This window comes from Arsenicibacter sp. R0_47, from assembly GCF_057652235.1.
In genome coordinates, this window is the sequence record NZ_JBYFCJ010000010.1 from 99,688 (window position 1) to 123,346 (window position 23,659).

19 protein-coding genes and 1 other RNA gene are annotated in these 23,659 nt (G+C 55.5%); 14 read left to right on the top strand and 6 right to left on the bottom strand.

From position 1 onward, the window contains the following. Positions 1-103: 103 nt before the first annotated feature. On the top strand, positions 104-781 hold the full coding sequence (locus AC23NW_RS18090) for a type 1 glutamine amidotransferase domain-containing protein (RefSeq protein ID WP_487451061.1): 678 nt from the start codon (positions 104-106) through the stop codon (positions 779-781). 60 nt (positions 782-841) lie between these two features. Here AC23NW_RS18090 and AC23NW_RS18095 read toward each other — a convergent pair whose 3' ends face one another. From AC23NW_RS18095 to AC23NW_RS18105, 3 genes are all read right to left on the bottom strand, one after another. Continuing rightward, positions 842-1,396, bottom strand: a complete 555-nt coding sequence (locus AC23NW_RS18095; protein ID WP_487451062.1) for a hypothetical protein — start codon at positions 1,394-1,396, stop codon at positions 842-844. Positions 1,397-1,468: 72 nt separating this feature from the next. Beyond that, positions 1,469-2,476, bottom strand: a complete 1,008-nt coding sequence (locus tag AC23NW_RS18100) for a hypothetical protein (protein WP_487451063.1) — start codon at positions 2,474-2,476, stop codon at positions 1,469-1,471. Positions 2,477-2,612: 136 nt separating this feature from the next. Continuing rightward, on the bottom strand, positions 2,613-4,619 hold the full coding sequence (locus tag AC23NW_RS18105; RefSeq protein ID WP_487451064.1) for an SUMF1/EgtB/PvdO family nonheme iron enzyme: 2,007 nt from the start codon (positions 4,617-4,619) through the stop codon (positions 2,613-2,615). Positions 4,620-4,895: 276 nt separating this feature from the next. On the opposite strand from AC23NW_RS18105, the gene AC23NW_RS18110 reads away from it, so the two are divergent. The 12 genes from AC23NW_RS18110 (at position 4,896) to AC23NW_RS18165 (ending at position 20,900) form a co-directional block, all read left to right on the top strand. Then, on the top strand, positions 4,896-6,662 hold the full coding sequence (locus tag AC23NW_RS18110; RefSeq protein ID WP_487451065.1) for a PA14 domain-containing protein: 1,767 nt from the start codon (positions 4,896-4,898) through the stop codon (positions 6,660-6,662). A gap of 24 nt (positions 6,663-6,686) precedes the next feature. Then, the gene (locus AC23NW_RS18115; RefSeq protein ID WP_487451066.1) at positions 6,687-8,714 is read left to right on the top strand and encodes a plastocyanin/azurin family copper-binding protein; all 2,028 of its coding nucleotides are present in this window, start codon (positions 6,687-6,689) and stop codon (positions 8,712-8,714) included. Positions 8,715-8,786: 72 nt separating this feature from the next. Then, positions 8,787-10,574: a glycoside hydrolase family 9 protein gene (locus AC23NW_RS18120; protein WP_487451067.1), complete on the top strand. Its 1,788-nt coding sequence runs from the start codon at positions 8,787-8,789 to the stop codon at positions 10,572-10,574. A gap of 81 nt (positions 10,575-10,655) precedes the next feature. Beyond that, entirely contained in the window at positions 10,656-11,648 is a 993-nt protein-coding gene (locus AC23NW_RS18125) for a Smr/MutS family protein (protein WP_487451068.1), read from the top strand. 235 nt (positions 11,649-11,883) lie between these two features. Further along, positions 11,884-13,305, top strand: a complete 1,422-nt coding sequence (locus AC23NW_RS18130) for a DUF4403 family protein (RefSeq protein ID WP_487451070.1) — start codon at positions 11,884-11,886, stop codon at positions 13,303-13,305. A gap of 46 nt (positions 13,306-13,351) precedes the next feature. Continuing rightward, positions 13,352-13,741, top strand: an RNA gene (rnpB, locus tag AC23NW_RS18135) — RNase P RNA component class A. Between the two features lie 140 nt (positions 13,742-13,881). After that, complete coding sequence (locus AC23NW_RS18140) at positions 13,882-14,403, top strand: 30S ribosomal protein S16 (RefSeq protein WP_293833538.1); 522 nt, start codon at positions 13,882-13,884, stop codon at positions 14,401-14,403. A gap of 121 nt (positions 14,404-14,524) precedes the next feature. Further along, a complete protein-coding gene (gene rimM, locus AC23NW_RS18145) occupies positions 14,525-15,109 on the top strand; it encodes a ribosome maturation factor RimM (protein WP_293833539.1) in 585 nt (194 codons plus the stop codon). Then, positions 15,099-15,806 (top strand): tRNA (guanosine(37)-N1)-methyltransferase TrmD, encoded by a 708-nt coding sequence (trmD, locus tag AC23NW_RS18150; RefSeq protein WP_487451168.1) that lies wholly within the window; start codon positions 15,099-15,101, stop codon positions 15,804-15,806. Before rimM ends, trmD begins: the two co-directional genes overlap by 11 nt. A gap of 277 nt (positions 15,807-16,083) precedes the next feature. Continuing rightward, the gene (porU2, locus tag AC23NW_RS18155) at positions 16,084-18,822 is read left to right on the top strand and encodes a putative type IX secretion system sortase PorU2 (protein WP_487451071.1); all 2,739 of its coding nucleotides are present in this window, start codon (positions 16,084-16,086) and stop codon (positions 18,820-18,822) included. Positions 18,823-18,856: 34 nt separating this feature from the next. After that, positions 18,857-19,723 (top strand): Rpn family recombination-promoting nuclease/putative transposase, encoded by an 867-nt coding sequence (locus AC23NW_RS18160; RefSeq protein WP_487451073.1) that lies wholly within the window; start codon positions 18,857-18,859, stop codon positions 19,721-19,723. Continuing rightward, a complete protein-coding gene (locus AC23NW_RS18165) occupies positions 19,704-20,900 on the top strand; it encodes a hypothetical protein (RefSeq protein WP_487451075.1) in 1,197 nt (398 codons plus the stop codon). Before AC23NW_RS18160 ends, AC23NW_RS18165 begins: the two co-directional genes overlap by 20 nt. Here the strand turns inward: AC23NW_RS18165 and AC23NW_RS18170 are convergent. Next, positions 20,804-21,466 (bottom strand): thiamine diphosphokinase, encoded by a 663-nt coding sequence (locus AC23NW_RS18170; RefSeq protein WP_487451077.1) that lies wholly within the window; start codon positions 21,464-21,466, stop codon positions 20,804-20,806. The genes AC23NW_RS18165 and AC23NW_RS18170 overlap by 97 nt on opposite strands. A 185-nt stretch (positions 21,467-21,651) precedes the next feature. Between AC23NW_RS18170 and AC23NW_RS18175 the strand changes: the two genes are divergently transcribed. Beyond that, the gene (locus AC23NW_RS18175; RefSeq protein ID WP_487451079.1) at positions 21,652-22,485 is read left to right on the top strand and encodes a hypothetical protein; all 834 of its coding nucleotides are present in this window, start codon (positions 21,652-21,654) and stop codon (positions 22,483-22,485) included. Here the strand turns inward: AC23NW_RS18175 and AC23NW_RS18180 are convergent. Further along, the gene (locus tag AC23NW_RS18180) at positions 22,482-23,090 is read right to left on the bottom strand and encodes a DUF6992 family protein (protein ID WP_293833549.1); all 609 of its coding nucleotides are present in this window, start codon (positions 23,088-23,090) and stop codon (positions 22,482-22,484) included. The genes AC23NW_RS18175 and AC23NW_RS18180 overlap by 4 nt on opposite strands. 67 nt (positions 23,091-23,157) lie before the next feature. Continuing rightward, complete coding sequence (moaC, locus tag AC23NW_RS18185; protein ID WP_487451080.1) at positions 23,158-23,634, bottom strand: cyclic pyranopterin monophosphate synthase MoaC; 477 nt, start codon at positions 23,632-23,634, stop codon at positions 23,158-23,160. Positions 23,635-23,659 lie beyond the last annotated feature (25 nt).

The window sequence follows — 23,659 nt, forward strand, 5'->3', positions numbered from 1 at the left end:
CAAAGCATTTAAGCGCGTTTTTACCGGAATGATGGTTATGGCAGGTTGCACCATTTTTTCCGGACTGAATCAAGCGGCCGCACAAGTTAACGCAATAAAGAAAATGAATAAGAAAGTTTTGTTTGTGGTTACGAGCCACGATAAATTAGGTGAAACCGGAGAGCCGACAGGCTATTACCTGGGAGAAGTAACGCATCCATGGCATGTACTGAGCGAGGCCGGATATGAGATTGATTTTGTAAGCCCTAAAGGGGGAAATCCGCCTTACTACGGGGCTAATGCTGACGATCCGGTCAACCAGAAGTTCCTTGCAGATAAAAAATATCAGGCGAAGATGCAGCATACCCTGACGCCGTCGGAAGTGAATCCTGCGGAGTATGCCGCTATTTTGTATGCAGGTGGCCACGGTACGATGTGGGATTTTGCCGACAATACAGCGCTTGCGGCTATTGCACAGGCCATTTATGAAAATAACGGTATCGTCAGTGCCGTTTGCCACGGACCAGCCGGGCTGGTAAACATCAAACTGAACAACGGCAGGTATCTGGTTGACGGCAAAAAAATAAATGCCTTCACAAACGAAGAGGAAATTGCGGTAAAGCTGGACAAAGTGGTTCCGTTCAGTTTAGAGTCAACACTGATTGAACGCGGGGCAAAATTTGAAAAATCCGGTTTATGGCAACCGCATGTAACCGTTGATCAGCGCGTTGTGACGGGCCAAAATCCGCAATCGGCACACGGCGTTGGCGAGGCTGTTCTGGCTGAACTGAAAAAGCTTTAGTAAAGGGAAGTGAAGTAGCGAAAAGGCTGTCTGAGCATATCGGGCAGCCTTTTCGTCGTTTTATTCCCCTGCCGCGCTGCCGCGGATACGGATACCGCCTGCGGGTTTATCGGGTGCAGGTTTGGGTGTTTTTCGTTCGTCGTCTGTCAGGGTCCAGATACTCAGGCAGGCCGTATCTGCCGGTACACCTTCCCGTCCGGTGCTAAGGAGCATCTCCGCTTTCCGGATAGCCGCCTTTGAGATGCGTACCGAATCTGGTACCATAACGCCGTTGAGCATGTACACAACGGTCTGCACCGTAGCCGGTAGCGTTTTCTTCGCTCGGTATTCGCGGGGTGTGATCACATCGAACTGCTGATCGGCTCCGATAAGGATGCAGCCATGATCGGCCAGAGGACCGAGCTGTTGAAGCGTAGCCTTATCGATAACGACGTTGACGGACGTAACAAAATCAGGATTGATTTCAGTCACCTTGACAATGATGCCGTTTGCCAGACAAAGCGGTGTGGCCGACCGGTTGATTTGGGTGGAGTCCAGCCACGGGTTGTTGCGTTGGGCCAGTACGGCAAATGGCAGGGAAAACAGCAGGCTGACGGTCAGGATCAGGTGTTTCATGGATTTGTGGGATAAATTAATGGACAGGGCTAAATGTAGGCAAAATACAGTAGTTTACAAGCGCCGTTTGAGTTAATCTGTGATCCTGGTCCGGGTAAAAAAATGCAGCGGCAGATAAAACTTCATGCCGGTTTGCTGCTGTAGGTCGAGCAGTCCGTTGATGGTTTCGACAGTGCTCAGGCCAAGGGCTTGCCGGAGTTGGTTGGCCTCGTTGAGCTCCTGACTGGTTAATTTGTCGGCCAGAAAAGCCGTGTGTTTACCGGTGTGGCCGCTTTTGATGGCTACGTACCACTCGTCAATTTTGGCATAGGCATAGGGCGACATCTGTCCTGACATCACGGCCTGCCACAAATAAGGCTTGAGGACAGGGTAGAGCGTGTCCTGTTGCGCGTGGGCCTGGCTGATGGAGTTATGGTGGCTCAGGATAACAGACGCCCACAGGTCGGTGCCGATTCGTTGCTCGCCTGGATAGCCAACGGTCAGTATGATGTTTCTCAACGCGGCGAGCTGACGCTGGCTGTGGGGCGCAAATCGTTTTATGGCATAACGTTCCTGTGCTTTCGGGCCAACGGTCAATAACGCGCCCAGGGCTTTGCGCTGGTCTTTGCCAAACATCTTCCGGACCTTTTCCCGGACCGGAAGGTTGAGTTTTGCGGTGTATGCCGCCCGTAGTGCAGGATAATCGTCGCGGAGCTGCTTCCACTGCGGATCGGCGGTTAACGGTTTCAGAAAGGCATTACGCGTAACTGACTTCCACGTCCAGCCACCGGCAATGCCTTTTCTGAGGTAGGAAAACACCTTGTCGCGCTGACCGGTTTGCAGGGCCAGTTGAGTGGCTACCTGATAATCCCGCAGGAAAATAAAGCTGTACCGGCTGAATACGGTTTCATACCGGGTCAGCGCCTGATCATACTGCCGGTTAACGATAGCTTCCTGCGCCCCGGCAATCTGCTGATGGTAAAAGCGGTAATCCTGTAAGGTATCTTGATGGTGCCCAGCATGGATTTGCCCGGCATGGATTTGCCGGGCAAATCCGGGATACGTCAGAAGCAGGCAAAGGAGTAAACGGAAGAGGTGCATGAGCAAGGTAGTTGTTGTTTATTGCTCACCAAGTTAAGGGCATGCATCGCCTGTTGACACTCCGTTAAGATACTTTAACGGAGCAGCCTCACCTTCTTTCATCGCGCGACAATCACTCGTTCGCTCTCCCGCTCGTTCACTCTTTAATCCAGCTCAGGTTAAACTGATAGTGGAGGCTGCTGCTGAGGAGGTGAATGATGTTGTCGGGTGTCTGCGTGATGGCCAGGTAGCCCTTCGGCTCGGCGTGCGTCCGGTCGGTCTGAAACGCACCCGTCCAGGCCCCGCCGTTGAGGTAGCGTTCCTTGCCGTCGGTCAGCAGTTTTTTAACCGGCCAGGTCTTTCCCTCGTCGAACGATAAGGCCGCATACATGCCGTAGCCTTTAAACACAGAGCCGTCGCGTTTTCGGAAATACATGCCGGCTTTTGCGCCGTCGCGCTCGTCGGGGTGGTGGGTGAAGGATACCGCCAGCAGCGGCCCTTCGTTGAGGCGGATGAGTGTCAGCCGCTGCCCGCTCCAGACCGGGGGCAGTTCGGAGGCGGCATATGTCCAGGTGTTACCCATGTCGCCCGAGATACTGACCGGCATGCGCAGGCCCACACTGTCGGGGCCGGGAATGTCGTCTTTGCGGCCCAGCGCCAGCAGCCGGCCATCGCTGAGCTGCACCACCCCGGCATGAATCCCGGCAATGAGCGCACCCGAACCACCCGCCGTAAAGGCCGGTGCCTGTTGCCCTTCCGAGGGCATGGTCCATGTTTTGCCGCCGTCTTTGCTGAGGTGAATGGCCGTCCCGCCCGTTGGGCCTGGCTCGGCATCGGCGGCCTGCACCAGCCAGCCTTCTTTGGTTTTAAACATACCGGCAATCACCTGATGGCGTTTGGTGTGCTCCGGACTCACCAGTACCGGTGCCGACCAGGTGGCGCCGTTATCACGGCTGGTCCGCAGCGCCATGGCCAGATTCTGCCAGTCGCCGTCGGTTTCCACGCCGTTCATGTGGTAGAGCGTCCCCGCGCCGTCGTGGAACAGCGACGAGCCGGTCATGTTGCGGTCGGGAACCTTGAAAAACTCCGACGGCTGATCCCATGCCGTCGCTCCTTTGCGCAACCGGCTGCCGAGAACGGTCATTTCGCGCCCTGATTCGGCATCGGTCGAAAACCAGATTGTCAGCAGATCGCCGTTGGGACACCAGGTAATGGCCGGCTGATGGTTGTGGCTGTAGAACGGTATATTATCCTGGCAGTCGGGTTTGCGGACGTACCGCTGCGGCTCGCGGAAAACCGGCTGGTTGGCCGGAACGGGCTTCCAGAGCTGCTTTTGCTGCGAAACACCCTGAAAAACGGCAGTGGCAGGCAGAACCGGCAAGGGTTTGGTCGTCACCGGCGGAGCCTGTACCACGCGGAAGCCGGTCAGCCAGCTTTTATCTCCGGGCAACATCGCCATCCGGTTGGCCGACCGCAGGAACGTCACCGGTGTGCCGTGGCTGCCGCCGCGCGTGATGCGGTAGAGTCCCCCTGCGCGTCCGGCCGGATCGGTTTGCTCGCCGGGCACATAGGGGCCGTACCAGTCCTGGCACCATTCCTCCACGTTGCCGTGCATATCGTGCAGTCCCCACGGGTTGGCCGGTGTCTGACCGGTTTTCAGCGAAACCACTACCGCATCGCGGTCGGTCTGCTGGCTTTTCTGATACACCGCAGGCAGGCCGTTGCCGGTCGAAAAATCGCTGATGGTGCCGGCGCGGCAGGCATATTCCCATTCGGCTTCGGTGGGCAGGCGGTAGGGCTTACCTTCTTTTTTGGAAAGCCATGCACAGAATGCCGTGGCCTCGGTATAAGAAACAAAAATCGCCGCCTCGTCATCGTCTTTCGAAAAGCCGTATTTACCCCGCAGCGCCTTGTGGGCCGGATCAAAAGCTTCATACTGCCGGTTGGTGACCTCGGTGGCCCCCATCAGCAGCGGCCGGCTGATGCGGACACGGTGTACGGGCGACTCGTCGGCGTCTTTACCCTCCCGCTCCGAACCCATGTAAAAGGTACCGGCGGGCAGCGGAACCAGCGCTATGCCGATTGAATTAGTTTGCTGGCCAAAGCCGGTCTGAACCAAACCGGATGTGCAGAGGAAGAGCGTCAGAAAGCAGTGTTTTATCATCGCTGAAAAAGAAAACCGGCGGCTGAAATCCGGATTGTTGCATGACGATGCGGTCGGGCAGGGATCAGGGACTGAACCTTGTATCAATTGTACATAATCCGGAAAATAAAATCGCCCGGAACCGCCCACAATCGCAAAGATTTGCTTTGTTTTGTCGATTAATCCGGCAAAGATGGGACAGGAGGCGGAGAAAAGTAAGCGGAAAAATGTCAAATTAACACGTAAATGCCTTTTATCGGTAAATCACTAATTCGCTCAATAAATAAATTGACATACATGGTAAACGTAAAGCGCTGGTTTTCATATAGCAGTGCCCTTGTTTGTTGCCTGAGTGGCTGGTCTGCCCTGGGGCAGGGTGTCGATGAGTCGCTGAGCCCGGTTCCGTCGGGTTCGTTCTCGTCATTACCTGCGGGATGGTCGCAGGCAGGGTCTGTTCTGATGTCGCCGTATCAGGCCGACGTAAAGACCAAATCGGGAAGCGGAATAATTGTCGGGAAGCCGGGTGCACCGGTTACCCTGCTGTCGAATGCGAAGGATGTCCGGCTGGTGCTGGACGTAATGTTGTCGCCGGGAGCTGATGGCGTGCTGATGCTGGGCAACACCGGTATCCGAGTGGCTGATAGCTGGACGAAGCCAGGTGTGAACGGCAATACGTTCGGGACGGTCATGGGCACGCCGGTCGATTTACCGGCGCAGAATGCCTGTGAAGCACCGGGCATCTGGCAACGGCTGGAGGTAACGCTGCAAAGCGGGAAGCCGGGCAGCGCGGTGCTGGACAAGGTAACGCTGAACGGTATTCTGATCCATGAAAACGTGGTCGTGTCCGGCGCGCAGGGCGCTTCGGCGGGCACGGTAACCCTCAACGTAACGGGCGGCACGATTGCGGTCCGGCCGGTGGGCTACCAGCTGATTTCGGACCGTAAGGTGGCTAAGCTGTCGAATGTGCGGTATAAGCTGTATGAAGCGAAAACCGAAACCAAGTCGATGAGCGAGCTGGCAAACCTGAAGCTGGTGAAAGAAGACACGGTATCGACCGTAACCTACGAAGTGTCGTATGGTCAGCCGCGCTGGCACGGCATCGTGTTTACGGGCAATCTGGAAGTGGAAAAAGCGGGTGTGTATACCCTGGCGCTGCAAAACGGCGGGTATGCCGGTCTGGAGATCGACGGCAAGGAAATCGTGCCGAATACCTACCTTGACCTAGGCCGTATGAATACGGGGAAAATCAACCTGAGTGCCGGTAAGCACGCCTTTACCCTGTTCTTTGGCCGGTCTTGGCCGCGTCCGGGGCTTGGTATGTTCATTGCCGCGCCGGATACAAAATTCCAGCCCTTGCATACGCGGGCCTCGCTGCCGGAGCCTGACCCCGTCGGAACCATTGCGGTATTGGCGAAGGATAAGCCTCAGCTGGTGCGGTCGTTTGTACAGATGGCCGGTGAAAAAGGTAAACGCACCCATTGCCTGTCGGTAGGCACGCCGTCGGGCCTGAATTACACGATTGATCTGAACAAAGACGCGCTGTTGCAGGTATGGCGGGGCAAGTTTGCCGACGTTACCGAAATGTGGTACGAGCGCGGCGAGCCGCAGTTGCTGTTCCCGATGGGCGTGACCGTACCGGTAACCGGTCAGAGTTCGCTGGCTGTATTGGCCAATGCGCAGCAGACCTGGCCCGATAGCCTGCCGGAAAAAGAATTTGATTACAAAGGCTGGAAGCTGGACGCCGACGGCAATCCGACCACGGAATATGCGTTCTTCGGCGGGAAGGTGGCCGATGCGATCCGCCCGGATGCTGATGGCAAGGGGCTGGTCCGTACCCTGACCCTGTCGGGTGTCAGCCAGCCGGTATACTGCCGCATGGCCGCCGCCGCGTCGGTTGAAGAGGTGAGCAAGGGCCTGTACCGTATCGGCGACAGCCAGTATTACGTGCGGTTAGATGCCAAAGCCAAACCGGTTATCCGGTCGTCGGGCGGTAAGCAGGAACTGTTGCTGCCGGTATCGGGTAAGGATGGTTCGGCCAGTGTAAGTTATTCAATTGTTTGGTAATAGGAAGGTTGACATAAATTCGGAATGAAACGCTTCATAAGTGCATTAGGATTAGCAGTAGCATGCGGCGTCACGGCGATGGCACAGTCGTCGCGGCCGCTGACCGAAGACGATTATTATCACATCGTAACCCTGCCCGTTCCCGAAGGCGTCAGCCTGGAAGTGGGCGGTATGGCCGTTCTGCCGGATGGTCGCCTGAGTGTTTGTACACGGCGCGGCGAAGTCTGGATGATCGCCAACCCGTACATGCAGGGCACCCGTCAGCCGCAGTACAGCCGCTTTGCGTTTGGTCTGCACGAGCCGCTGGGGATGGCCTGGCATAACGGTTCGCTCTATGCCACGCAGCGGGGCGAAGTAACCCGCCTGCTCGATACCGACAACAACGGCGAGGCCGACGAATACCAGTCGGTGGTAAAATGGCCATTGTCGGGCAACTACCACGAATACAGCTACGGACCGGTGTTTCAGCCCAACGGCGATATGTTGCTGACGCTGAACCTCGGCTGGATTGGCCGCGGGGCGAGTCTGGCAAAATGGCGGGGCTGGATGCTGCAGGTCGATAAAAACGGGCAGGTTAAGCCATTTGCGACGGGTCTCCGTTCGCCGGCGGGCTTCAACCAGCTGCGCGACGGCAGCATTTTCTACGCCGAAAACCAGGGCGACTGGGTTGGTTCGGGCCGTATGACGCAGCTGGAGTCGGGCGATTTTGCCGGTAACCCGGCCGGTCTGCGGTGGTCATCTGAACCGGGCTCCCCGCTGAAACTGAAAGTAGAGGACGTGCCGAGCACCGGTAAGCCGATGCACGAAGTGGCCAAAACGGTGCCGAATCTGAAGGTGCCGGCCGTTTGGTTCCCGCATACGCTGATGGGTATTTCGACATCCGATATTCTGGAAGATACCACCAGCAGCAAGTTTGGTCCGTTTGAAGGCCAGCTGTTTGTCGGTGATCAGGGCCATAGCAAGGTAATGCGGGTATTCCTCGAAAAAGTCGGCGGTAAATACCAGGGCGCCTGCTTCCCGTTCCGCGAAGGGTTTATGTCGGGGATTCTGCGGATGCGCTGGGGCTTAGACGGCTCAATGTTTGTCGGCATGACCAGCCGTGGCTGGGCGGCCACCGGAAAGGCACCGTTTGGCGTGCAGCGCCTGGTCTGGACCGGTAAGGTGCCGTTTGAAATGAAGGCGATCCGCTCGATGCCGGATGGTTTTGAAATAGAGTTTACGCTGCCGGTCGACAAGAAAACGGCCGAAAACATCGCGTCATACGACATGAGCAGCTTTACCTACAAATACCACAGCACCTACGGCAGTCCGATTGAAGATGCGAAAGCGCTGCCGATCCGTGGCGTGGTCGTGTCGGACGACGGTCTGAAAGCGCGGATTGTGGTTGATACAACCCTGCGGGAAGGCTATATCCACCAGTTGAAGCTGGAAGGGGTGAAGTCGGCGGCCGGGCTGTCGCTGCTGCACAACACGGGATACTATACCCTGAACGCTATTGCGCCTGGTACGAAGCTGACCATTGCTGCTCCGGCCAAAACCCAGCACATGCACCACGACATGGGCGCGATGGCTTCAACAAAGGAAACGGCACCAGCTACTGATAAGAAAGGCGCCGCCAAAACACCGGCGGCTACCAGCGCCAAGCGTGTTACGACGCAACCGGCTGACTGGGCCAACGGCCCCGATCAGGTGGTAACGATCAGCACCTTGCCGGGCCTGAAGTTTGAGCAGGAGCAGGTGCAGGTGAAAGCCGGCAGCCGCATCAAGTGGGTGTTCCAGAACAACGACGATATGCTTCACAACTGCGTCGTCGTGAAGCCGGGTATGGCCAACACGGTTGGCGAAGCCGCCCTGAAACTGAACCTGAACGGTCCTAAGATGAATTACGTACCGAACAACGCGAATGTGTTGTTCCACACGAATATCCTCCAGCCCGAGTCGAACGAGGCGATCTATTTCATCGCACCGTCGGAGCCGGGAAATTACCAGTATGTCTGCACGTTCCCGGGTCACGCATCGCTGATGCAGGGAACGCTGAAGGTCGTTAAGTAATCCTGCATGGAAATCACGGCGGGGGTACGGTATCTAAGTCCGTATCCCCGCTTTTTTATTAAATCCCGGTTTATGAAACATACACTATCCTCCTTAACCTTCTTAGTAAGCCTCGGGTCGCTGGCACAGGCCCAGTCGTTGTCAGAGGCCATCCGTTTAAACCAGGTCGGTTTTTACCCGAATGCGCCCAAGGTGGCGGTGGCCGTCGGTGCCGGGGCCGGAACGTTTCAGGTGATGACTGCTGACAGCAACCGTTCGAGCCGCAGCCGCGCTGTATTTACCGGTAAACTGAGTGAGCCGCGCACCAATGCGATTTCGGGCAAAACAACCCGGCTGGCCGATTTTACGCCCGTGACCCGCACCGGCTCATATGTGCTGGTGATTCCGGAACTCGGCTATTCGTACCCGTTTGAGATTCAGGAAAGTGTGTTGAAGCCGGTGGCGGCCGGTGCCCTGAAAGGGTTTTACTACCAGCGGATGTCGACAGACTTGCCGGCGCAGTATGCCGGGCAATGGAGCCGTCCGGCCGGCCATCCGGATACGCGGGTGCTGGTGCATCCGTCGGCAGCCACAACTCAGCGACCGGCCGGAACGGTTATTTCGTCGCCACGGGGCTGGTACGATGCGGGTGATTACAACAAATACATCGTCAACAGCGGGATCACGATGGGAACCCTGTTGTCGCTCATCGAGGACTTTCCGGCCTATGTGCCCACAGCCGACGCCGGTATTCCGGAATCGGGCAATGCCGTCCCCGACGTGCTGGACGAAGCACTCTGGAACCTGCGCTGGATGCTGACCATGCAGGACCCCGCCGATGGAGGCGTGTACCACAAACTGACCAATCCGGCGTTCGACGGCATGATTATGCCCGACAAGGCAACCAAAGACCGGTATGTCATTCAGAAAAGCATTACGGCTACCCTCGATTTTGCGGCCGTGATGGCGCAGGCGGCGCGGGTGCTGCAACCTTACAGACGGCAGTTCCCGAAACTAGCCGACTCCTGCCGGACAGCGGCCGTGCAGGCATGGGAGTGGGCCCGTAAAAACCCGACAGCACTCTATAGCCAGCAGGCGATGAATCAGGCGTTTGATCCGGATGTAACGACGGGCGGCTATGAAGATAAGGACGCCGCCGATGAATGGATCTGGGCCGCTGCCGAGTTATACGTGACAACGCGGGACGATGCCTATTTCACCGCTGTTAATCTCTTTCCGGACGATAAAACGCCGTTGCCATCCTGGAATCAGGTGCGGACGCTCGGCTATTACACCCTCATGCGCCACGCAAAAACACTGACTAAAACCGGCAAAGCCACCTTGCCCGCCCTGAAACAGCGCCTGACCGACATGGCCGATGCCCTGCTGGCTGATGTTGACAAACAGGCTTATGGCACCGTAATGGGCAAAACAGCCCGCGACTACATCTGGGGCAGCAGTGCCGTAGCCGCCAATCAGGGCATAGCGCTGGTACAGGCCTACCGGCTGACGGGCGACATCAAATACCGCGATGCCGCACTGACTAATCTGGATTACCTCCTGGGCCGGAATGCGGTCGGGTATTCACTGGTGACGGGCTTCGGCGATAAACCGGTGATGAACCCGCACCACCGCCCGTCGGTGGCCGATGGTATTGTAGCACCGGTGCCTGGTTTGTTGTCGGGTGGCCCGAACGGCAATGCCCCGAAGCAGGATAAGTGTAAAGGCTACGCCGAAAACGCCCCCGCCGACGAAACGTTTGTGGACGATTCGTGCTCGTATGCCTCCAACGAAATTGCCATTAACTGGAACGCGCCGCTGGTCTATCTGGCCGCTGCTATCGACGCCATTTTCAGTGAGCTGGACCAGCCGGCGAAGTAGCCCGGATGGGTCAAAACAAACCGTAAGGCCGGAAATCGGTTAAATGGCTATAGTTTTGTGCACTCAAAACAGGATAAGACGATGAACATTGGTGATAAAATACGGATGCTGCGGGCCAAAGAGCAGGGGGTAATTACCCGTTTTCTGTCCGGTAACCAGGTCGAAATTGAAATTGAAGACGGATTCCGGATTCCGGTCATGCGGTCGGAAATTGTGGTGGTCTCACCGATGGAAACCGAGCGCCTCGTGAAACCGGCGGGCATCACGCCGCAGAAACAGGTAACAAGCTCGAATATTGTGTCGAACAACGGGGTGTATCTGGCGTTTGTGGCGCAGAACGACCGCGAGTTTGCGCTGCACCTGGTCAACAACACCGACTGGGACCTGCCGTTTGCGGTTGCCGAAGAACGGGGCAGCATGGTCAACGGATTGCACAACGGTATTCTGCGCGGCAAAACGCAGGTGAAGCTGAATGAGATGTACTCGTTTTCGACATTCGACGACTGGCCGACGTTTCTGGTGCAGGTCATCTGGTCGCGGGCGGGCCGGAATGCGTTCAGGGCTCCGCTGGTGAAACGGGTGAAGTGCCGTGCGCAGACGTTCCATACCAGCAAATCAACCGTACCGGTCCTGAACCAGTCCGGCCATCTGTATCAGTTGGATGATGAAAAGGAAACGGCTCCGCAGAACGTGCAGACGGCGCGTCCGGTGACGGTGAAACCCGAGCAACTGAAAGCCGAAATGCTGAAGCCGAAAGGTGAACCGGCGGCGTCCCTCAGCTTTGAGCGTCCCTCAGCGGTGATTGACCTGCATGTTGAAGCGTTGCTGCCGAAAGGGCAGGGCAACCGCTCAAACGCCGAATTGCTGGAGTTGCAGCTGACCACCTTTGAAAAGTCGCTGGAAGATGCCATTGCAACCGGAATGAACGAAATTACGTTTATTCACGGAGTGGGCAGCGGTACCCTCCGCACCGAAATTCACCGGCGGCTGGGCCGTCATCCGCACATCCGATTCTTCGAAGATGCCCAAAAGCAGAAATTCGGCTACGGCGCGACGAAGGTAGCCATCAAGTGATTGAGTGATTGGAGGCGCCAAGTTAAGGCATTTACGTAAACAAGCAGAATTTGATTAGATTTATCCAGAGAGCAAGTGCCTGCATGTCAATGTCTTATTCACTCAATCGCACATTCACTAATTCGCTCAATAACTTAGCTAATAAAAACTCTGTGTTCTCTGTGCCAATACTCCGTGACCTCTGTGGTTAAAAGTGACCTCTGTGGTTAAAAACAACAAATAGAACCGTAATAAAATGTACAGGGTATTACTCCCAATCATGCTGCTGTTGGGTTTTCTGGTATCTTGCCAGTCGAAGACCGGCACAAGGCTTGACCCGAAAGCCCCGAAAGAAACCTACTCCCGAACCGCTATGGAAGTCCGTGACGAAAAATATCTGTCGACCGTAAACGTCCCCGTGTCTATTTCGATGAAGGACGTGCAGCAGCAGATTAACGCCCAGATCAATGGCCTGATTTACGAAGACAATACCTTCGAGGATAACAATCAGGATAACTTCATGGTCAAGGTCTGGAAACGGCAACCCATTCTGGTGACGGCTACGGGCGGCGCTGACAGCCTGTTCCATTTCACCGTACCGCTGAAAATCTGGGCCAAAGCCGGGGTAAAAGTGCTGGGCTTCATGCAGACGCAGGAAACCCAGTTTGAGATGGACCTGCGCTTTTCGACACGCTTCTCTATCGACCCCGACTGGGCGGTTTCGACCCAGACCAAAGCCGATGGCTACGACTGGATCACTAAACCGACCATCAAGCTGGCAGGCTTTAACGTGCCGGTGACGAGCCTGGTCGGCAAAATGATCGACAAGAATATGGGCATGGTTACCCAGACGCTGGACCAGCAGGTGCGGAAACAGATTGATCTCAAATCACAGGTGCTGAAGGCCTGGAACCTGATCCGCGAGCCGTACCTGATTTCGGAGCAATACCGGACCTGGCTGATGGTAGTGCCGAAGCGCATTCTGATTACCCCGCTGCGGTTTGAAAACAACGTCATCCGCTCAACCATCGGGATTGAAGGCTATACACTGACCAACGTCGGGGCCAGACCGGACGTAAAACCCGCCGTGGCGCTGCCGAATCTGGTGGTGGTACCGCAGGTAAAAGACGATTTCCGGATTGGTCTGCTTAGTGAAGCGAGCTACGAAGAAGCGGCTAAACTGGCAGGGCAGGAGTTTGTCGGCAAGTCGTTTTCGTTTAAAGACGGGGCCTACAGTATTACCATTACCGACATTGACCTTTACGGCCAGAACGAAAACCTGATTATCAAGGCGGGGCTGAAAGGGAGTGTGACAGGGGATATTTACCTGCGCGGCCGGCCTTACTACGATCCGGCCACGAAATCGGTATCGCTGAAAGAACTGGTTTATGACCTGGAGACGAAAAGCCTGTTGCAGCGGGCCGCCAGCTGGCTGTTGCAGGGTACGTTTGCCAAAACGCTCGAAAAAAACCTGACCATTCCGGTCGGATCGCAGATTGACGACATGCAGAAAATGCTGCAGCTCAAACTACAGAATAATCAGATTGCCAAAGGCGTGGTGCTGAACGGCCGGATTGACGAAATACGGCCCGATCAGGTGTATCTGACCTCATCCGCGCTGCTGGCAGTGGTCTATGCCAAAGGCCGTGTCGATGTCAAAGTCGACGGATTGCAGTAGGGGTTTGGCGGTGGCAGGCGAAAGCCGTACCTTTGCCGGGCCTGACCGCCGGAGCGGTCCTGTCGCGCCGGTTCGCCGGTGAGGAAAGTCCGGGCAGCACAGAGCACCATACTTCCTAACGGGAAGGAGGCCGGTTGGGAACGACCGGTCGACAGACAGTGCCACAGAAATGATACCGCCCTGCAAGGGGTAAGGGTGAAATGGTGGAGTAAGAGCCCACCGCCCGGCAGGCGACTGACGGGGCAGGGTAAACCTTATGGGCTGAAAGACCAAATAAGCACCGGATCAGAGGCTGCTCGTCTCTGTTCGCCGGTTTCCGGAGGATGCCGGTGCGGGTAGGTCGAACGAGGTGGCCGGTGACGGTCATCCCAGATAAATGACAGGAATTCCGGCGAAAGCCGGAAGACAGAACCCGGCTTATACGTGCCGGCGGTTCAGGTTTTTAAGCAGCGTATGATGCAGCAGAAAAAAGGCAAATAAAACGCCTGAAACTGTACATCATACGCTGTTTTTTTGTACCTTTGCGCCCACGTTTTACGAGGAGGACGGGTTCCTCCACAAAAACCAACAAGCAAAATGGCTGTTAAAATTCGTTTAGCGCGTCGTGGACGCAAGAAAAGAGCGATGTATGACATCGTGGTTGCACCTTCAGCTGCAGGTCGCGATGGTAAGTTTCTGGAGAAACTGGGTACATACAACCCGAATACAGATCCCGCTACAGTAGTATTAAAGTCTGACCGTGCCGTTTACTGGCTAATGGTTGGTGCTCAGCCAACAGACACTGCCCGTTCGATTATGTCGCACGAAGGTGTGTTGCTGCGTAAGCACCTGCAGGTGGGCGTTAACAAAGGCGCTATTACGCAGGAGCAGGCCGACGAGAAATTCAATGCCTGGAAACAGAGCAAAGATGGTCAGGTTGCCGGTGTTGCTGAGTCAAAACAACAAAGCGAAGCGAAAGCCCGTCAGGATCGTCTGGAGGCTGAGCGTAAGGTTAGCGCCGATCGTGCTGCTGCCCTGGCTAAGAAAAATGTTGTTGTTGAAGAAGCTCCGGCTGCTGAAGGCGAAACAACTGAAGAATCAGCTGAGTCAGCAGAATAATCGCTGGCTTGTCCTGTTATCACAAAAGCCTGTTCCTGTGAGCAGGCTTTTTTCTATTTATCATCTGGCATCGACCGGCAGTCCGAAACAGCCGCCGGCATGCGTCAACTAACAACCGGACATGACAAAAGATGATTGTTATTTGCTGGGCCATATCACCAAAACCCACGGCGTAAACGGTGAGCTGGTCTTTTTTCTGGACGTAGACGATCCGAACGTTTACGACGAACTGGAATCAGTACTGATCGAGGTCAAAGGCGATCTGCTGCCCTATTTTATTGAGTCGATTGCAATTGTGAAAGGCAGCCGCGCCATTGTGGCCATCGAAGGCATCGACACCATTGAACAGGCAAGCCGCCTGATTAAGGCCGATCTGTATCTGCCGCTCGATAACCTTGAGCCAATCGAGGATAATACCCGCTTTTACTTCCACGAAATCGTTGGTTTCCGGATTATCGATACCAATGAAGGGGAGCTGGGCACGGTATCGACGGTGTACAACATGGATACGCAGGACCTGATCGAAATGAACTATCAGGGAAAAGATGTGCTGATCCCGATCAACAGCGATATCGTGCATACGATCGACCGCGTCAATAAAACGCTGAACGTGACGCTGCCCGACGGCTTGCTGGACGTTTACCTGTCTGATGCACCCGATAAACCAGACACGCCGGACGGCGATGAGGCGTATGATGAGGATTGACATCATTACCTGTCTGCCACGGTTGCTGGACAGCTATTTTGCTCACTCCATTCTGCAGCGGGCACAGCAAGCCGGACACGTTGAGGTAGTTGTGCATGACCTGCGCGATTACTCGACCGACAAGCACCACCGCGTCGACGATTATATGTTTGGCGGGGGCGCGGGAATGGTCATGCAGATTGAACCGATTGCACGCTGCATCCGGTCGCTGCAGGCCGAACGGACTTACGACGAAATCATCTACATGACCCCCGATGGGGAGCGGCTGGAACAGCGTACATCGAATCAGTTGTCGCTAATGCAGAACCTGATTATTCTCTGCGGCCACTACAAGGGCGTCGATGAGCGGGTGCGTGAGCATTTTATCACGAAGGAAATCAGCATCGGCGATTTTGTGTTGTCCGGAGGCGAACTGCCGGCCGCCGTGCTGTCCGACTCCATCATCCGGCTCTTGCCCGGCGTGCTGAACGATGAGACCTCGGCCCTGACAGATTCGTTTCAGGACCATTTGCTGGCTCCGCCGGTGTACACCCGTCCGGCCGAGTTTGAAGGCTGGAAAATTCCCGATATTCTGTTGTCGGGTCACGAAGCCAAAATTGATGAGTGGCGGTATGAACAGGCCCTGGCCCGGACGCGCGCCCGCCGCCCCGATTTGCTGGACCGTCATTTAGGAACCGGAAACGATAAAATGTCATGAGTGCAAAACGGGAAGATCCGTCACTGGGTATTCTGAAGAAATTTGTCATCGGGCTGCTGATCATCACCGCTTTTGCGTTGCTGGTTGGCTGGCTGTCGACTAGTTTTTAGCAACGGGTAGTAGCTACCTGAACCAAAGCCACGTCTCAACGATTCACCGGCTGAAAGGGTATATTGACAGGATTGCAGGATAGATTGATTTATCTGCTCATAAAACAGGTAAACCGCATCCGGTAATGTTACCTGCCATAAACCCTGTCGCCGTTTTCTGATGAATCATGAGGACGTGGCTTTTTGTTATTTTGCTCAGTCTGACCGGCCTGCCGGTGACCGGACAGGCAATGCAGTACGGAAATGAGTGGATTAATCCGCAACAGACCTACCTGAAAATACCGGTGGCCGCTCCGGCCCGCTACCGGATATCGTTTACGGCACTGCAACGTGCCGGTGTGCCCGTTACCAGGCTATTGCCCCGGCAGTTTCAGCTGTTCTGGCGGGGGCAGGAAATTCCCGTCCGGATCAGCGGTGATGAGGACAACCGCTTCGATCCAGCCGACTACATCGAATTTACCGGACAGGCAAACGATGGCCTGCCGGATTCTGCTCTTTACCGGCCGCACACCGCTCAGCCACACCCCTTCTACAGCCTCTATTCGGACTCGACCGCCTATTTTCTGACGTGGCGGCTGGATACGCTTTCCGGTAAACGGGAACCGCTCACTCAATCGACCCCTGCCCATACCCGCGCTGAAAGCCGGACCGTACTGACAACCGATTACCCCGCCGGCATGATTTATCCGTTGGGGGCAGGCTACAACAACGGGGTGATCATGAGCCACTACGATATGGGCGAGGGCTGGACGGGACCTGTGCTGGCCGGCGGCAAGCGGGCAGAGCAGACGGTTCGGCTGGAGCAACCGGTGTGGCTGGATGCATCACCGGCGGAGGCCGAATGGCAGTTTACGAGCCGGAAAGCCGGAACGCATCGGGTGCAGGTCTTTGTGGCCGACCGGCTGGTTGGTAGTCTTACGTGGCAGGATTACGCGTCGGCAAGGCTGCGGGTGGTTCTGCAACAGGACGATGTCCGTGGCCAAACCGCGTTGCCAACCGCTTTTGCCGTCACGGAGACCGGCGATGCGGTATCGCTGTCGTATGTGCGGGTGTTTTACGATCAGCAGCCAACGGTGGCCTTGCCCGTACAATCCGTTTCAGCGCTGCTACCGGTGCAGTTCCGGCAAATCGATCCGGCGTCGGCCAATTACCTTATTATCACTCATCCGGTGTTGCGTACACCAACGACCGGCCATGCCGATGCCGTGCAGGCATATGCCGCTTATCGGGCTTCCGGAGCGGGTGGGCGCTACGATACGCTGACAATGTCCATCGGTGAGGTATTTGATCAGTTCAATTTCGGTGAACGGAGTCCGCTGGCCATCCGCCGGTTTGTCCGGTACATGGCGTCGGGTGGTCGTTCGCCGATGCTGTTGCTGATCGGACAGTCCGCTGATCCGCAGCGGGTGCGGAAACTGGCGAATGCCGCCCGGACCGACCTGATTCCGAATGCGGGCTGGCCGGGCTCCGATACGGAACTGGTCAATATATCGGAAACGGAGACGCCGGAGTATGCTATGCCGGTCGGCCGGTTGCCGGTATCCCGTCCGGAACAGGTAGTTGCCTATCTGGAAAAAGTAAAAGCGTACGAAGCGGAGCCGCCTGCACGCTGGCAAAAGCGGGTGCTGCACCTGAGCGGTGGACGGACCCGCGAGGAACTGCGCCGGTTCCGGCACTATGTTGAGACCTATGAGTCGCTGCTGGCGTCGTCGGCGCTGAGCCTGACAGTGCAGACCATGAGTAAACAAGCCGACGCGCCGGTGGAACAACTGCCGGTTGTTGATGCTGTCAACCGCGGAGTGCGGCTGATTTCGTTGTTCGGGCATTCGAGTCTGGATGTCGCCGATGTCGATCTGGGGTTCGTCAGTAACGACCGGCTGGGGTACCAGAATCAGGGTCGTTATCCGTTTTTGCTGGTCAACGGCTGTGCGGCCGGTAATGTATTTTTCGGGCAGCCGACCTACGGCACGGATTGGGTGCTGGCACCGGACCGGGGCGGCATTGGCTTTCTGGCCCATACGCACAACGGATTCTCACCGTATCTGAACCTGTTTTCAACTACGTTTTACGAGGTGCTGACCGACAGCGTATTTTCGGCCCGGCCGGTTGGTGTGCAGCATCTGGAAACCATCCGCCGCTATCTGGCGCGCAACAACTCGTTTTTCGACCGTGCCAATGCCCAGCAATACCTGTTGCAGGCTGATCCCGCCGTCCGGCTGTTTCGTTCTGATCCGGCCCCGACCGGACCGGAGCCGGTTACGGATGAGGTACCGCCGCTGCTTGAAGTAGCGTTCGACGGCCGGCGGCTGGAGGATGACGGGCTGATATCCCCGCAACCGGAGATCACCATTCAGGTTGTGGGTGTCCATGAGCGGCCGGTGCGCACCGATACGACGAATCTGCACCTGTATGTACAGGCTGACCCGTCGGAGGGAACTAACCCGTTCCGGCGGCTTTCGCTGCGCAATGCCCGATGGACCGTTTCGGTAGATGATGTGTTTACCCTGACGTATCGGCCTGAGACACCCTGGGCAGACGGTACCTATCGCTTTGAGGTCCATGCCCGCGATGTGGCCGGTAACCGCGCAACGCCCTATCAGGTGCAGTTCAGGGTAGTGTCCGGTCCGGAGAGCTGGTCGGTGCAGGTCGGGCCGAATCCCGTCGGGCGGCAAACCTGTTTCCGGCTGACAGTCAGCGGGTCTGTTGTTCCTGATGATATGGTTATCCGGATCACTGATCTGACCGGCCGGTTGGTTAATCAGCTAAACCCCAGGCTACACATCGGCAAAAATGAATACTATTGGAACCGGACGAATTTTTCGGGAGACCCATTGCCTGCCGGCGTATATTTGTATCAGATCAGGACCGGGAGCCGGGTGTTTTCCGGGCGGCTGATGCTGGAATGATGCCGGTTACCCGTTAACTAAACTGTAAAAAAACATGCGTTACCTTGATCCAAAAAACGATCTGACGTTTAAAAAAGTCTTCGGTACCCATCCGCATCTGCTGCGCAGTTTTCTGAATGCCTTACTGCCCCTGCCGGAAGGTGAGTGGATTGAATCCCTTGAATACCTGTCTCCGGAAATGGTACCGCCGGTACCGTTGCTCAAGCATTCTATTGTAGATGTCCGTTGCCGGGACAATAAAGGGCGTCAGTTTATTGTGGAAATGCAGCTGTTATGGACTGATAGCTTTAAGAGTCGGGTACTGTTCAATGCCTCAAAAGCGTATGTACAGCAGCTGGATAAAGGCAAAGAATACCGTGGTTTGCATCCGGTTTATGCGTTAAGTCTTGTGAATGAGGTGTTTGAGAAGGAGCTGCCGGCCTTTTATCACCATTACCAGATCGTTCATACGCAATATCCGGAGCGTACGCTGGAAGGGCTTCAGTTTATTTTTGTTGAACTGCCGAAATTCAGGGCACAGCATATCCGTGATAAGAAACTGCAGGTACTTTGGTTGCGGTATCTGACCGAAATTGAAGACAACAGCGAAACGGTTTCTCCGGATTTACTGGAGGTAGACGAGTTACGGGAAGCCGTCGGTTATTTACAGGAATCCGGTTTTACAAAGGATGAACTATTCAGCTACGACAAATACTGGGATAGTGTCAGTACGGAAAAAACGCTGCTGAACGATGCCGAAAAGAAAGGTCGTGAAGAGGGTTTTGCTGAAGGCCATGAAGAAGGCCGTTTGCAGGAAAAGCGTGTGCTGGCACAAAAGCTTCTGACTAAGGGATTTACGACAGCCGAAATTGCCGACATGACCGGCTTAACGAAACAGGAACTTGAGACGTTATTGCGTTGATAACCTGTTGATTCCGGTTATTGCCCTCATACTGCTCTGGCTGATCCTGCTCTGCCTGATTAATCCCAATCACTTTACGTCACCCGATTCGTGGGTATACCTGCGTATGGCAATGTTCCGGTACGGGTGGGACAGCACCTTTCCGGTAGGCTATCCTGGTCTGATTGCTGTCGTTTCTACACTGACTGGCATCTCCGGTCTGTGGGCGTCAAAACTGGTAAACGGGCTTGCGGTTATGGCTTTCGGCTGGTTATGGTCAAAGCGCGTGAGTCGCCTGACGGCAACCCTGATGACCTCCGTTTTTCTGATGGGCCAGTGTCTGCGGATAGCCGCCTATACCTGGTCCGAAACGGTGTTTCTGGTGCTGCTTGCGGAATGGGTATGGGCGTATAGCCGGTATCGCGCATCGGCTGATGGTCATTCGGGTGTCCGGTTGATATGCCTTGGGATGGCGTTGTTTCTGATCCGGTATGTGGGCCTGTTCGTCTGGCTCATGCTACCGGTGCTGAACAGGATTGAAAAATCCCGCGTCCGGCCGCTGATTGACTGGCTGGTAGCCGGGACCGGTCTTGCCCTGTGTGCGGGCTATTTCTGGCTGAACAATGCGCTGACCGGTTCTGCATACGGCGGGGAACGCTGGTTGCCCGTTGAGTCGTTGCCGGAGCTGATGAGCCTTTTAGGGAAGTCACTGCTAAATGAACTGTTGCTGGTCCGCGACTGGACACCTTCGCAGGGCCTCATCCTGCCTTTATCCGGTGCTTTGGTGCAGGCCGGTCTTTGTCTGGCCGGTTGGCGGGTCTGGCAACGGATACCGGCCGATTCACCGGCAGAACCGTCGTCCGTAGCCCGTTACTTTCTGCTGACCGGCATTGGCTATGTCATTTGCCTGTGGGCCATTCGCCTGGTTAGTCCATTCCAGGGGCCAGATGCCCGTACGATGGCCCCGATGACGTTTTTACTCCTGATGGCATTTATGAACTGGCTGGCCAAGCAACCGGCCCGGCAACGGGAAATCGTGCCCTGCTGGCTGTTGCTGGTCATATGCAGCTGGGCACAGGTATGGCCGCAACGCACGCCGGTTCAGTCCCAGCACTCCATAATCAGTAAATCTCCTTCACGGGCCGAAATCCGGACAAACCCGTCCTGCGCGACTTCATTGCTGTTGCCGGTCCGGTAGCCGAGTGTCAGCTGTTCATCGTGCAGGTTATACAGCAGGCCGCTTGTTTCAATGCCATCGACCACCCCGACCGGAATCAGGGAAATGGGGGTGCCTTTTTCGTACCATTTCTCAAACGTACCGACCAGCGGGAAAATGCGCGAATAATCGTCGAACAGGACCATTTTGATCTGGTGTTTATACCGGACGATGTTGGTCATATTAGTGATCGAATGATCGGCCCGGCGACCGGTTGCCCAAATGATATTTACGGCCGGAAAGCCGCGATCAATCAGCAGGTCAATCCCTTTTTCGAGGTCGGTTTTGTTCTGATCGGGCGTATGGACAATCTCAATCGGATACTGGCGTTCACGTACCATGTCCAGATCAACGTCGCGGTCGAAGTCGCCGAGCAGCACATCGACTTTAATGCCAAGTTCGAACACCCGCCAGATCGCGTGGTCGAGCACAACGACAAACGGGCTCCATTCGAGCAACTGGCCCAGTAATTCCGGATCGCAGGCTTCCCCGTTAGCAATCAGCAGGGCAGGTTCCTGTTTTTCGCGGACAATATGATGAGAGGACATGAGTAAAGAGCGAAAGAGTGAGAGGGTGAAAGAGCGATTGAGTGCATGAACGCGTGTTGACCTATCGTTGCCAACCTGTATGCCGGCGTACAATGGCCTGTTTTAAAAAGTATTCGTCTGTTGAATGAGTATTGGTCATAATGCTTAGTTTTGACGCGGACAACGTATCATGCCGCAAAAATACGATGAAACGGGTAGTTTGGCTTTTTCTCATGGGAAGTTTGCAGGCGTGTGCGCCACAAATCAGCACGTCTGTCAACAAACTGTACCCGCCCCTGGCCGAACATGATCTGGTCGTTGTGTTTGATGAAAATGAGACTTATGATTCCACATCAGCCGAACGCATCGGCGAAGTAAATGTTTTGGAAGGCAGTTTGTCGCTGGGGTGCAGCTTCGACGATGTAAAGAATCTGGCCCGTAATCAGGCCCGTATTCTGGGGGCTAATGCCCTGAAAATCTATGAGCATAAGTACCCGAATGTGTTCAGTACCTGCCACCGGATCCGCGCCGTTGCGCTGCGGTTTAAAGACCTCGCACCCTACGAAAAGGAAATCAGCTGGCACCCCGACCGCCATTTGCAGTGGAAGAATTTTAAGGGCCGGATCCGCGAAGCATCTACTGCTCTGGCCGAAACCCGTTGCTCAATTGTGGTACTGCCGAAAGTAAAGCCGGGATGGAAAATCCGCGTTGATCCCGAGGTATATACCTATTTTAATGCCGAATTTTCGTGGGTGCGGGCTGAGGGTAAAAACGACCTCGTTCTGCAACACGAACAACTGCATTTCGACATTGCCGAACTGTTTGCCCGCAAACTCAGGAAGGCCTATGAGGGTAAAATCAGGGATATGCGCTCGTGGAACCTTTACGGCGAAAAACTGTACTGGGAGCTCATCAAGGAATACGAGCGTTATCAGGACGAATATGACCGCGACATTTATGCCGACGCCACCCGGCAACCCGAATGGACAGCCAGAGTCCGCGCCGAAATGACCGCCCTGAGCCGGTATGCCATTAATTAGCGTATCGGCAGAACAACACCCACACCGTGTTCGGTTGCCTGAATCAGCTGGGTTTGCTGCTTATCCCTGTTTTTGAAAATCAGAAAGTTTACGACATCAAATGCCAGCAGAAAGCCGCCCTGCACAATTACCGCCTTGCCGAAACCGCGCAGCTGATCGCGGCGGGAGATTTCGGCCGGGCGGTTGGCACGTTCGATGAGGTAGGCTCCGCCCATCAGGTAGGCAACATCAAGACCGGCGTTGAGCAGCAGGATTTGTTTCATTTTTTCGTGTTCTGTAACGGCCTCTGCCAGTGATTCCGTCCCTGCCTGTCTGCGCGCACCCAACAGCCCGAAACCAGCGATACCGAGGTTAACAAGGTTCCAGTAAACGCCCATGCGGTGGAAGTATTTGGTCTCGCCCGTCGTTTGGGAAGCAGCAATTCCGCTGGCCGCAATGTTGGCCAGGGCGTAACCGCCGAGCGTCAGGCCAATGATGCGCTGGTGCTGCATCCGCTGCCGCGTAAATTCAGGTACGTCTACTGCTTTGGGGGCTGTCTGGGCCTGTGCTGCGAAGCCGGCCACACAGGAACCCAACGCCAGTAATAGTCGTCTCCGGGTTGTCATCCGAGTTAGTTTAATGGTATTACCATACAACTCATAACCGGCAGGTGTGTTTCGGAGATTGGTAAATCTAGCCTTCCCGGTTAAAATCCCGCTTCCCGCCGGATTTTTCCATAAGCTGCGTTGATTTGATGACGATGTCGTGGGAGAATGCTTTACACATGTCGTAGATGGTCAGGGCGGCTACTGATGCGCCCACCAGCGCCTCCATCTCAACGCCGGTTTTGCCCTCGGTCGAGACCGTACAGTCGACAATGGCGTCGTGGCCGTCGGTAGTGATGGTAATCCGGCAGTTGTCGAGACCCAGCGAATGGCAGAGCGGAATGAGCTCGTCTGTCCGTTTGGCAGCCATGGTGCCGGCAATGATAGCGGTCTGAAAAACAGGGCCTTTCTTTGTCTGGATGTCGTTGCTGTCGAGGTGTGTCATCACCTCTTCGGGCAACACCACAATGCTGCGGGCACGGGCGGTGCGTTTCGTGACAGCCTTCTGGCCGACATCAACCATCGATGGATTACCCTGTGCGTCGAGATGCGAGAAATCTTTCATATACCTTTGCGAATAAAATCGTCAG